Genomic DNA, 12,110 nt, shown 5'->3' on the forward strand with positions numbered 1-12,110 from the left:
GACATACACTTGAGTGACCCGCCGGGCGGGCCGGTTTCCCGCCCACCATGCTGCATGCGCACACAGCCCGGCGGACTCTCGGGCAAATATCCGGATGGACTGGCCATGTCGTGCCGGTGTTTTCTCCGTAGCCTGATTCCCAGGCCAACCGTTGGTTGTGCCTCTCCTCTTTAATCTGGTCGCTTCACGAAACCCATTTGGAGCGAGTGCGCGGGGCGCCGGGCGCAGGCCACCGGCTTACTGCCCGCCCCCCGCGCCGGCCTTTTTCGCCGCGGGTCTTGCAAGGCAGGTCTCGGGCGGCTCCGCCTGTGACCTTGCCCGCACCTGGCGATGACCGGCCTGGATAGGGTCGCGATCATCCACTTCCTCGCCGTGCAACCGTTTCCGCGTCAAGATGGTGACTAAGGCGTTCGGTAGCGGTGTGACGCAGAACGAGGGATTCCTGGCAGCGCACCCGCCGATACCGGGGCCCGCCTACGTGCGCTAGCTTCAGCGTAGTGCACGTTCGATTCTTGGAGGAGAGCGGGTATGGGAGAGGTAACCCGGCGTAATGGCGGCCAGGTCCTGGTGGATGCCCTGCGCATCCACGGCACGGACACGGTGTTCTGCGTGCCCGGCGAGAGCTTTCTGCCCGTGCTGGACGCCCTGCACGGGGTGCGGGACGAGGTCCGCCTGGTCGTCTGCCGCCAGGAGGGCGGTGCCGCGCACATGGCCGAGGCCTACGGCAAGCTCACCGGGCGGCCCGGCATCTGCTTCGCGACCCGCGGCCCGGGCGCGTCCAACGCCAGTATCGGGGTCCACACCGCGGCCCAGGACTCCACGCCGATGGTGCTGTTCATCGGCCAGGTGGGCACGGAGGCGCTGGAGCGCGAGGCCTGGCAGGAGGTCGACTTCCGGCGGATGTTCGGCGGCATGGCCAAGTGGGCCACGCAGATCGAGCGTGCCGACCGGGTCCCCGAGGTCGTGGCGCGGGCGTTCCAGACCGCGGTCTCGGGGCGGCCGGGCCCGGTGGTGGTGGCGCTGCCGGAGGACGTCCTGTTCGACGAGGTCGAGGTTGCGGACACCCGCCGCTACTCGCCGGTGCAGGCCCATCCCGGCACGGCGGACCTGGATCGGCTGCGCGCGCTGCTCGCCGACGCGGAGCGGCCCTTCGTGCTCCTGGGCGGCGGGGGCTGGGACGCCGGGGCCTGCGAGCGTATCCGCGCCTTCATCGAGGCGGCGGACCTGCCGGTGGGCTGCACCTTCCGGCGCCAGGACCTGCTCGACAATCACCACCCCAACTACGTCGGCGACATCGGCCTCGGGATCAACCCGGACCTGGCGCACCGGATCCGCGAGGCGGACCTGGTCCTGGCCATCGGTCCGCGCCTGGGCGAGACCACGACCAGCGGCTACACCCTGATCGAGTCGCCGACCCCGCGGCAGACGCTGGTGCACGTCCACGCCGACCCGGAGGAGCTGGGGCGTGTCTACCAGGCGGAGCTGATGATCAACGCCGGCATGCGGGAGTTCGCCGAGGTGGCGGAGCGGGCCGTGCCGCCGGGCGCCGGCGGGCGCTGGGCGGCGTGGACCGAGGCCGCGCGCGAGGACTACCGCCGGGAGATCCGCCACGCGGCCATGCCCGGTCCGCTGGACCTCGGCGAGGTCATGGCGCACCTGCGCGAGACCCTGCCCCGGGACACCATCGTCACCAACGGTGCCGGCAACTACACGCTCTGGGTGCACCGCTTCTACCGCTACGGCGGCTTCCGCACCCAGCTCGCGCCCACCAGCGGGGCGATGGGCTACGGCGTGCCCGCCGCGCTGGCGGCGAAGCTCGTCCACCCCGAGCGCGAGGCCGTGTGCTTCGCCGGTGACGGCTGCTTCCTGATGAACGGTCAGGAGCTGGCCACCGCCGTGCAGTACGGCCTGGACGTGCTGTTCATCGTCATCAACAACGGCATGTACGGCAGCATCCGCATGCACCAGGAGAAGCGATACCCCGGCCACGTGCACGGCACCGCCCTGGCGAATCCGGACTTCGTCGCCCTGGCCAACGCCTACGGTGTCCATGCCGAGGCGGTGGCGCAGACCGACGCGTTCGCCGCGGCGCTCGAACGGGCGCGTGCCGTCGAGGGGCCGGCCCTGCTGGAGCTGCGCATCGACGCCGAGGCCATCACCCCGCGCACCACCCTGAGCGCGCTCCGCGACCGTGCCATGGCGTCCCGGAGCGGTGGGGCATGAGCGGCACGGCCACCGGGCACGATGCCGGCGCCCCGGGCGTCGAGTCGAACTGCGAGGAGGTACTACCCGAGGGCAGACGCGCTGCGGCCGGCCCGGGCTCAATGTCGGCAACAGCGTAACACCCGCCCCCGTTCCGGGCCTGTCTCCCGCCGGTCTCCCGAACACCGTATGATGCGGAAAAACCGCAGCCCCCGGAGCGGCGAACCGCCGAGAGGGCATGTACGGTTATCTCGAAACGGTGGCCACGGCGCCGTCACGTGTGAACAGGGAAGGTGGGTATGGGGTTCGTTGTGGTGCTCTCGGTGGTGATGTCCATCGGCAATATGGTGCCGGCTTACCTGTACAGCCCGGAGACCGCGGTGCCGCCGGTCCCGGATCGGGGCCGGGAGGAGCGGCCGGTCCGGGAGGAGCGCGAACCCTGCGGTTTCGAGGGGTTGCGTCTGCCCGGCGATGTGGCCGTCTACGCCGCCGGCGGCTACGCCGGCCGGGACGCCGGCTTCCAGATCGACCAGAGCGGGCATGAGGCCACGCGGTTCGACGTGACCGTCAACAGCCGTACCCGGCCGGTGGTGCTGATGCTCGGTGCCTACGAGCCGACGATCTGGAATCTGGAATGGACCGAGGGCACGCGGATCCTGGCGGTCTTCGCCTCCGGTTACCACAGGCAGGTGGTCGCGGGCCTCGGCGACGAGGTTCCCCTGCTTGTCAGCACGCACGGGAACCGCGGCCGTTGCGGCTATTTTTACGTCCGCGACGCGGGCAATCCGGAGCTGAACCCGATGGCCCGGACCCTGTTCGACAGGCCGGTGGCGCTGGTGTACCCGGGTGACAGCGCCGGGCGGATCGTGGTCGGGGAGACGGTCTCCCCCGGGCAGCGGTTGATCACCTCGCCCCGGACGACGCCGGAATCGTTCAGGGATCCGGACGCGCCGCTGGCCGGGGAGGCCGGACTCGAGGCCGCGGTGTCCCGGGGGGTTATCCGTCCTGCCACGGATGCCGATGCCGCGCGGTGGGTGGCGGCCGTGGCCGCGAACTCGCCGGAGCGCGATGTCCCGCCCGTGGCGGGGAAGGGCGTGCCGCGGCCGCCCCGTCCCCGGCTGCACAATGCCTACGTCGTCATGAAGGATTTCACCTATCCTTCGGGCCTGTACGGGGCCAACGCGGCGACGTTCTTCATCGAGCGTGGCGTGCCGGAGCCCGCGGGCGACCCGGGCCACTCGGCCGTCTACGACTTCAACACGCTCGACTGTCACGGCGCGTTGTGCCGATAGTCACGCGCATGCAGCAGGGGCCGGCGGATGATCGGTATACGCGCTGCGACGATGGACGACGCTGACGCCGTTACCGCCTGCGTCCATGCCGCCTATCGACACTATGTGCCGCGGCTTGGGTGCCGGCCCGGTCCCATGGATGACGGCTACCGCGCGGCGATTGCCGCGCACGATGTGTTCGTCGCCGTGGCGGACGACGTGGTCGCCGGGGTGCTGGTGCTCGTCGCCGAGCCTCACGCCTGCCTTCTGGACAATGTCGCGGTCGATCCGGGTATGCAGGGCCGTGGCATAGGCCGCCGGCTGCTCGCCTGGGCGGAACAGTGGGCCCGTGAGCGCGGGTACGCCGCCATCCGGCTCTACACCCACGAGCGCATGACGGAGAATCAGGCCCTTTACGCCCGCCTTGGCTACGCGACGTATCGGCATCGGACGGAGAACGGGCTGGCCCGCGTGTACATGTGCAAGCGCCTGGATTCCTCCGGGCCCTGATCCCCACACCGCCGGAATCCCCGAGCCGGTCAGGGCTGGTCGTATGACACGGCCACGCCTGCCCGGGCGAATCCCGGAAATGTCTCATCCCACCGCCCGTCGGTTCCTGGTCCGGGGGGCCGCCGGCCCGTCGACGGTTATCCCCGGTATCGGCACGAGGTATCAGACATGCTTTGCATAAATGTCAGACATGATCTACGTTAGGTCAGATCAACGGAGGAGAGCGCGATGACCCCGAAGGGCCGGAACACGGGTCGGGATCTGGGCAGACAGCTTGCGGAGTCGCTGGCGGCGGACCTGTTCGCCGGGCGTTACCGTCCGGGTGATTTTCTGCCCAAGGAAACCGAGCTCTGCGAGCTGTTCGACATGAGCCGGGCGTCGGTACGCAGCGGCCTGCAGCTGCTGCAGTCGCTCGGGATCATTGCCCGTACCGCCGGTCAGGGGACGCGGGTGGAGGAGTTCCGCGACTGGAACATCCTCGATCCGGTGGTCATGGGCTGGATGGCCGAGCACGCCGTCCCCAACCCGGAGTTCCTGCGCGAGATCTACGAGTTCCGTCACGCGGTCGAGCCGTTCGTTGCCATGACGGCGGCATCCAGGGCCACGGCCCGGGACCTGGTGGCCATGGAGGAGGCCTTCGCCGGCATGGAGGCGGCGGTCGAGTCCGGTGGGCTGCAGCACGACGGCGAGGCGTTCAGTGATAACGACATCGCCTTTCACGCCGCGATCTACCGGGCCACGCACAACCTGGTGTGGTCCCAGCTCGCCACCATCCTGAGACCGTCCATCCTGCTCGTCATCCGCAAGAGCAACGACACCGCCGACGAGCTCCGCGACAGCCTCAACCGCCACCGCCATCTCATGGAGTGCATCCGCCTGCGCCAGCCCGAGGCCGCCCGGGAGGCCGCACAGCACGTGCTGCACCGGACCGGACAGGACCTCGGTGTCGACGGGGTGGAGGCGGCGGCGCAAGACCCGTCCGCCGCCGGCCGTGGGGCCGGCTGAGTTCCGATGCCGCCCGTTCGGGCGCGATATCACTGCCGCCCAGGCGGCAGATAAGAGAGCCAATGTGAGGAGGAGACAATGACTATGCCCAATATCACCAGGCGGATCGCCGCGGCCGCGGTGACCCTCGGCCTCGCGTTCGCCACGCAGGCCGCGCTGGCCGCCAAGTACGAATGGACCTTCCAGACCTCCGAGACCGCCGGAGAGCCCCAGTTCGAGATCAAGAAGGCGTGGGCGGAGAAGGTCGAGACCATGTCCCAGGGGCGGATCGAGATCGAGATCCTGCCCACCGGTGCCGTGGTGCCCTCCGACCAGACGCTGGACGCCGTGTCCACCGGCATCCTGCAGGGCCACCTGACCGACCCCAGCTACTTCACGGGCCTCAACCCCGCCTTCGGCATGATCGGCAATCTGGTCGGTGCCTGGAGCGATCCCATGGACTTCCTGGAGTACATGAAGGAGGGCGGCGGCGAGGAGATCTACAACAAGCTGGTCGAGCCCTACGGCGTGCACCTGATCGGCGCCGGGGTGACGGGCCTGGAGTCCCTGCCCTCCAAGCGCCCGATCCGCAAGGTCTCCGATCTGGAGGGCCTGAAGATCCGCGCCCCCCAGGGCATGGTGTACAACGTCTTCGAGCGTGCCGGCGCCACGCCGGTGAACCTGCCCGGCTCGGAGGTCTACACCTCGCTGCAGAAGGGCGTGATCGACGCTGCCGACTACACGGTGTTCGCCACCAACCAGTCCCAGGGGCTGCACGAGTTCGCGCCTTACCCGAACTATCCCGGCTTCCATTCGCTGCCGATGGTGGCGGTGTCCATCAACAAGGAGATCTGGGACGGCCTGCCCGACGATCTGCAGACGATCCTCAAGACCTCCGTCGACGCGATGGCCTACGAGATGGCGTTCAAGCTCAAGGAGCGTGACCTCGAGGCGGTGAAGAAGGCGCGCAACGACCCGGACGTGCACGTCATCGACATGTCCGACGAGGAGCGTGCCAAGTTCCGCCAGATCGCGCAGAAGGAGTGGAAGGTCTGGGCGAAGAAGAACGAGCTGTGCCAGCAGGTCTACGACACCGCGGTCGCCTTCCTCAAGGACCGTCACCTGATGTGAATCCGTGGACACGGCGGGGGGCCGGCCGGCACCCCGCCGTGACGTCTTTTGCGGCCCGGGCGGCCGCGGAGGAGAGCCTTCCATGACAGTGGAATCCGAGGACACCGGGGAAGACCCCCGGGGGTCGTTCGACGACGCCGTCGGCGCACGCACGCGGCTGGACCGGTTCATCAACCGGGGCGCGAAGGGGGTCGCCTGGCTCGTCTTCGCCGCCATGGCCATCAGCGTCTACGAAGTGTTCATGCGCTACGTGCTGCATTCCCCGACGTCCTGGGTGCACGAGACGACGGTGTTCCTGGTGGCCATCACGTTCGCCCTCGGCGGGCCGGTGGCCCTGGCCCGGGACCGCCACATCCGGGTGCGGCTGCTCTACGACGCGGCGGGACCGCGGCTGCGCTACGTCCTCGACGTGTTCAACGACGCGGTCACGCTGCTGTTCTGCCTGGCCATGACCTACGCCGCCTACGTGATGTTCTGGCGTGCCAGTCACGGCCCGACGGGCGAGTGGCACCTGGAGCGTTCGGGCACGAGCTGGAACCCGCCGTTCCCCGCCCTGACCAAGGGCATCATCATGGTGGCGGTGGGCATCATGTGCCTGCAGGCCGTGCTCCACCTCGTCCAGTCGCTGCGCGGGCAGCGCAGCGACGGGCAGCCGGCGGAGGGGCACTGACATGGATATCGCCACGGGAACCTACCTGCTGGTCGCGGCGATCTTCGCGCTGCTGATTACCGGCCTGCCCCTTGCCTTCATCACCGGGCTCGTCGCCCTGATCTTCACCCTGGGCTGGTTCGGGCCCGACGCGCTGCCGCTGGTCACGGCGCGGGTGTACGGCTTCATCACCGAGTATTCGCTGGTGGCCGTGCCCATGTTCGTGTTCATGGCCTCGCTGCTGGATAGATCCGGCATCGCCGAGGACCTGTTCAACTCCATGCGGGTGTTCGCCGGGCGGCTGCGTGGCGGCGTGGCGGTGCAGACCATCATCGTCGCGTTCTTCCTCGCGGCGATGTCCGGCATCATCGGCGGCGAGATCGTGCTGCTCGGTATCCTGGCGCTGCCGCAGATGCTGCGCCTCGGCTATGACCGGCGGATCTCCATCGGGGTGGTCTGCGCCGGCGGCTCGCTGGGGACCATGATGCCGCCGTCCATCGTGCTCATCATCTACGGGCTGATGGCCAGCGTATCCATCGCGGACCTCTTCGTCGCCGCGATCACGCCGGCGGCGATCCTCATGATCTCCTACATCGCCTACGTGCTGATCCGCTGCTCGCTCAACCGGGACATGGCGCCGGACCCGGGCGTGCCGGACACGGAGGAGCCGCTGAGCAAAGGGCAGGCCCTGCGCGGCATCCTCTCGCCGGTGGCGATCGCCTTCATGGTGCTGGGCACGATCTACACCGGCATCGCCTCGGTGACCGAGGCCTCCGCCATGGGCGTGTTCGCCGTGCTGGTGACCATCGCGCTGCGCGGCGAGATCAGGTTCCGCCTGCTCCAGGTCAGCCTGATCCAGACCATCAACACCTGCGGGATGATCGTGTGGATCGGCCTGGGGGCGGCAACGCTGGTGGGCGTGTACAACCTCATGGGCGGCGACCGCTTCGTGCACGCCGCGATCATGGGCCTGGACGCCGAACCCATCGTGATCATCCTCGTGATGATGGCCATCCTCGCCGTGCTCGGCCTGTTCATGGACTGGATCGGTATCGCCATGCTCACGCTGCCGATCTTCGTGCCCATCGTGGAGGCCCTCGATTACAGCCCGATCTGGTTCGGTGTGCTGTTCGCCATCAACATGCAGGTCTCCTTCCTGAGCCCGCCGTTCGGGCCCGCGGCGTTCTATCTCAAGGGGGTGGCGCCGCCGGAGATCAGCCTCAAGGACATCTTCGTCTCCCTGGTGCCCTTTATCGGCATACAGATCCTGGTACTGGCGCTGATGCTGATCTCGCCGGAGCTGTCGATGTGGATGCTGCGGTAGGGCAGCCGGTCGAGGGGGCCGGCGGGACGAGACAGGACGGAAAAGGTGGAACGGGGAATCGTGGAAAATCGTGGAACGGCGACGGTCGCCGTCGTTTTCGGGGTATCGGGCTGTGGCAAGACGGAGATCGGTCAGCGCGTGGCGAGGGCGTGTGGCTGGACGTTCATCGATGCGGACGACCTGCACACACCGGAGAACATCCGCAAGATGCAGGCGGGGGAGCCGCTGTGCGACAGCGATCGCTGGCCGTGGCTGGCGATCCTGCGGGAGCGCATCGAGGCCGAGCTCGCCGCCGGCCGCTCCGCCGTTCTCGCCTGTTCGGCACTGAAACAGATCTATCGTGACCGCCTGACCGTGGACCCGAAGCGCGTCCGCTTTTTCTACCTCAAGACCCCGTCCGCCGTGCTGGAGCGGCGGCTGCAGGGCCGCCGCGGGCATTTCTTCGATCCCGGACTGCTCTACAGCCAGCTACAGACGCTGGAGGAGCCGGCAGCGAGCGCGATCGTCATCGACGCCTCCGTCGACCGGGAGGCGGTCACGGCCGCCATCCGGGCCAGGCTGACGGAAGCGGGATAGGCCCGGCGGCGGCGCGCACTGCTGCCGGAGGCGGGGCCACGCTGCCGCATATCCTCTCCGTCAGCCGACCTGGCGGCCGTTGCGGCACAGAGCGGACGAGGCCCGGCAATCGTCGTCCAGTTTTCCCTCCCGGTAATCCGGGTCGGTCACGACTGCCGGGTAACCGGGCTGGCATTTCCCCTGTCCGGACTATTGCGGATTGCGCTGCGGTGGGACAGGATCGATCCAAAGGACTGACGTGACGTCGTATCCGGCCGTTACGCCTGGAACAGGATCGAGAAAGGAGATCTCGACCGTGATACCCCGCTCCCGGCATTCAACCCCGACGCCCAGAGGATTCCACCCGGCATATTGGCCGTACGGTGCGCTGATATATCGCACTCCGAGCCCGTGTGAACGTCAGCGCGCTCTGGCGCGGGCACGATCATTGTGACGACGTTCGCCCGCTAAGCGGACAGGTGTCCCATGCGTGCCCGTATTGCTTTCGTGCTGGCGGTCATGGCGTCGCTGGCTTTCGTGTTCAGCCTGTTTTCCCTGCTCGGGTGGGCCGTTCTCGCGTACAGCATAGCGTCCGGCAATACGTTTGCCGCCTTCAGCGCGAAATATGCGCCTCACCTGCTGGAAGAGATCTCCCGATTCGAGTTGAACCTGATCGCGGTGCGGGAGTATGTCATCCTGATTGGCGGTGTCATCGGCTGGCTCGCCTTCCTTGCACTGCCCCGTTTCTCCGACAGGCCGTTTCGTGAGCTGCCGAGGTTGCTGCTCGTGGCATGTCTGGTCGGCGTGGTCGCGGCGCTTGCGATACCGGGGCGTCTCTCCTTCAAACTCGCTCCCATAGCGACAGTCGTGCTGATTCTCGTGCGTTGCATGATGGTACGGAAGGGCGTTCCGGGCGAGGAGGGCAGGGAGGGGGAAGGTGGCGACGGTATAGCCGCTGCCAAGGAGAAAGTGAAGGGGTTCGTGGTCTTTTCGATCCTCGCGGTCATTGTCCTGGCGGTGGCATACCTTTTCGATATTTCGCCGTCCGCCGTCGAGGATGCATTCGTTTTTGTCGTGATCGCGCTGGGGGCGGTGGTCGTCGGGGTTGGCGTTTACTATCGGTATAAGGGGTGGAAAATGGAGAAGGAGGCCGAAAAAAACCGGCAGCAGATCGAAAGGATAGGGCGCCTCCTGAAGCGCTTTGATGATTCCGCTGAATGATTCTCACGCGTCCCCCCCGAAGTTCCCGTTTCCGTGTTTTCCACCGCGTCCGCGGTGATTTTGTCTTTCCCTGGGGATGCGGGGGCGGGTTCTTCGGTCCGTGCCCTTAACGGCCTTTTGGATCCGGTATAAATTGTCCGATGGTAGCCCCTGATCTGGCAGGTTTGGAGGCGTTGTCCAGTAGTTCCCCGGTTGGCTGCGGCAACCTCGGTTTGCGCTTGGTTGGACATCAGGAACCACATACTGATTTTAGCACATTTCATAGGAATTGGAGGATTATAGAATACGATCGCATCTTGCGCATGCCGTTCCCGAGGGATAAGCTGGCCAACAACAGGTTATTTGGCTTATCTTTGATCCCATTGGATGGGCTAATAAAGATAGGGAGGTCCAAGAGATGACATTCCATTCGAATCCGCTGTCGGCCCCCGTTATTCGGGAAATCGTCGTTTGCGTACGATGATCCGTTAGTACTGGCGAATTAGATCTGTCGTATTTTACTTTCTTGCCCAGTGTCTCATCCGCTACTTGGGCGCGGCTCGCATGTAATAGATTATGTATCTTTGGTGCGATTCGTTTGGGTTCGGGTGACGTTTAGGCCCATAAATACAGCGGTGACGATTGTTTCTTGGTCGCTATATTTGGGGTTGAGCCGGGGTTTGGGATCTGCTCTTTCTTTGACTGCATGGAGATTTAGTCATGTCACTTACCCAGGCTCAGGAGAACGTTAGGGATGAGATTGTTGCGTACGGCAGGGAGCGAGGGTTTTCGAAAAAGCAGATACAAATAGCAGTGAACGTCGCATTCATCGAGTCTTCACTGGGACAGTCTTTGAGTAATCCGGATTCTACCGCACCGGGTCTCTTTCAGTACCTGGATGACTCTTGGGAAACGTATCATGGTGATTTGGGCGAGAAGAATAGTCAGGGAAACCAGCTGAGGGCGTTTTAAGAAGACTTGGTTACGTACTCCGATTGGTATTCCGATCCCGGTACTAACGGAAACATACCTTCTGGCATTTCGCTGGGGGAGTATGTCTACACCAAGCATCATGATGTTCGGGGGTACAGCGATTTTTACAATGCCCCTGGTAAGACAATATATGGCAGTGTCATGGATGACGATGCACTCAATCTCCTTGATGTCGGAATGCCCCCTGGTGAAGGTGAAGGAGAGGCGGGCCACTTGTGTGTCGACCCTTATTCATATATCGGGGATGGTTCAGCCATGGACGCGGAACCTGTCGGGTGTATAAAACTGAGGGAAGAAGGGGACTTTACCAGTGTGTATATTGATTATGCGCTGAAAGCGCAGCTGAACGATACCGAAAGGCGTAATATTGTGGATGCCGATCCGGCCGGGGCCTTCTATATATATTAATGTTCTTCGGCCTTATTGGGAAAGCGTTCTCCGTAATGCGGTGTTGATCCCGTTGCGGGATTTTCGGAATGCACTGCGGTCCACTGCGTTGAGTCCCATCGGATTTGGTCGTTTCTCGATGCAGTGTGCCGCTGATTGGAAATATCTAGGAGTATGTCCTGATGTTCTGTTTGGCATTCCGGAAAACGCCTGATGGATAGACACCTGGAGTGCGTTATTATGAATCGAACACTGTATATCACTGCCGAGGTGGGATGCGATGATCCGCAATAATATAACACCGCCATGTTTTTTGGGCCCTGATGGTCGAAAAGCGGATTCCGGTTTTTGTCATTCGTGGTTTCTGAGAGTGATGAAATGTCTTTTTGTTCTGCTTGTTGCCGGCATGGCCTCTGGGGTTTGGGGTCAATCAATTGATAAGAAAAAGGATTACCAGGAATTCCAGTGCGGAGATGCAAGGGTCTTTGTGGAAGGTTGGGGCAGGTTTGAGAATGCCAGGGCACTCGTGACCGTCAGTAACAGGGGTAGGGATACGAAGTTATGGCTTCACAGCGTCGATTTCATAGGCGGTGAGTGCTGGATGGACTCATCGAATAGAAGGGAGATCGTCATACAGGCATATTGCGGAGGGTCGGGTTGCGGAAAAAAAAGTTTTGGGATTATAGAACCGGATACGCTCAGGATTTCGCTCGTCCCGGTGATAAGCGCCGGCGGTCGCCAGAATGTTGATGCGGCCGAGGAGATCCTGGGCAAGGACATAGAGGGGGTTTCTGAAGTGATCAACTGGGCGAATATTAGGGAATAAGTGTAGGGTCTCGGATGATTGCATCTCGCCGAGGAGTTATCCTCTGTGGTTGGCCCGAGAGGTGCTGAGCACACTAGC

At 64.5% G+C, this 12,110-nt stretch carries 11 protein-coding genes; all 11 read left to right on the forward strand.

Annotated elements, in window-relative coordinates; genetic code table 11:
• Positions 1-528: 528 nt before the first annotated feature.
• Positions 529-2,223 carry a thiamine pyrophosphate-binding protein gene (locus tag G7A99_RS04145; RefSeq protein ID WP_163138975.1) on the forward strand — a complete coding sequence of 565 codons (1,695 nt, stop codon included), beginning with the start codon at positions 529-531 and terminating at the stop codon, positions 2,221-2,223.
• A gap of 278 nt (positions 2,224-2,501) precedes the next feature.
• A complete protein-coding gene (locus G7A99_RS04150; RefSeq protein ID WP_163138976.1) occupies positions 2,502-3,494 on the forward strand; it encodes a hypothetical protein in 993 nt (330 codons plus the stop codon).
• Between the two features lie 135 nt (positions 3,495-3,629).
• Positions 3,630-3,983, forward strand: coding sequence for a GNAT family N-acetyltransferase (locus tag G7A99_RS04155; RefSeq protein WP_205599731.1), 354 nt, complete (start codon positions 3,630-3,632; stop codon positions 3,981-3,983).
• Positions 3,984-4,211: 228 nt separating this feature from the next.
• Positions 4,212-4,988 carry a FadR/GntR family transcriptional regulator gene (locus tag G7A99_RS04160; RefSeq protein WP_018717834.1) on the forward strand — a complete coding sequence of 259 codons (777 nt, stop codon included), beginning with the start codon at positions 4,212-4,214 and terminating at the stop codon, positions 4,986-4,988.
• A 78-nt stretch (positions 4,989-5,066) separates the two neighbouring features.
• Positions 5,067-6,098: a TRAP transporter substrate-binding protein gene (locus G7A99_RS04165; RefSeq protein ID WP_240466090.1), complete on the forward strand. Its 1,032-nt coding sequence runs from the start codon at positions 5,067-5,069 to the stop codon at positions 6,096-6,098.
• An 82-nt stretch (positions 6,099-6,180) separates the two neighbouring features.
• Complete coding sequence (locus G7A99_RS04170) at positions 6,181-6,768, forward strand: TRAP transporter small permease subunit (protein ID WP_163138977.1); 588 nt, start codon at positions 6,181-6,183, stop codon at positions 6,766-6,768.
• Between the two features lies 1 nt (position 6,769).
• A complete protein-coding gene (locus G7A99_RS04175; protein WP_163138978.1) occupies positions 6,770-8,071 on the forward strand; it encodes a TRAP transporter large permease subunit in 1,302 nt (433 codons plus the stop codon).
• A 45-nt stretch (positions 8,072-8,116) separates the two neighbouring features.
• Entirely contained in the window at positions 8,117-8,647 is a 531-nt protein-coding gene (locus G7A99_RS04180) for a gluconokinase (RefSeq protein WP_240466091.1), read from the forward strand.
• 465 nt (positions 8,648-9,112) lie between these two features.
• Positions 9,113-9,847, forward strand: a complete 735-nt coding sequence (locus G7A99_RS04185; protein ID WP_163138979.1) for a hypothetical protein — start codon at positions 9,113-9,115, stop codon at positions 9,845-9,847.
• Positions 9,848-10,960: 1,113 nt separating this feature from the next.
• On the forward strand, positions 10,961-11,227 hold the full coding sequence (locus G7A99_RS04190) for a hypothetical protein (RefSeq protein WP_163138980.1): 267 nt from the start codon (positions 10,961-10,963) through the stop codon (positions 11,225-11,227).
• Between the two features lie 352 nt (positions 11,228-11,579).
• A complete protein-coding gene (locus G7A99_RS04195; protein ID WP_163138981.1) occupies positions 11,580-12,032 on the forward strand; it encodes a hypothetical protein in 453 nt (150 codons plus the stop codon).
• The last annotated feature ends 78 nt before the right edge of the window (positions 12,033-12,110 follow it).

The sequence above is a fragment of the Arhodomonas sp. KWT genome (assembly GCF_010993615.1).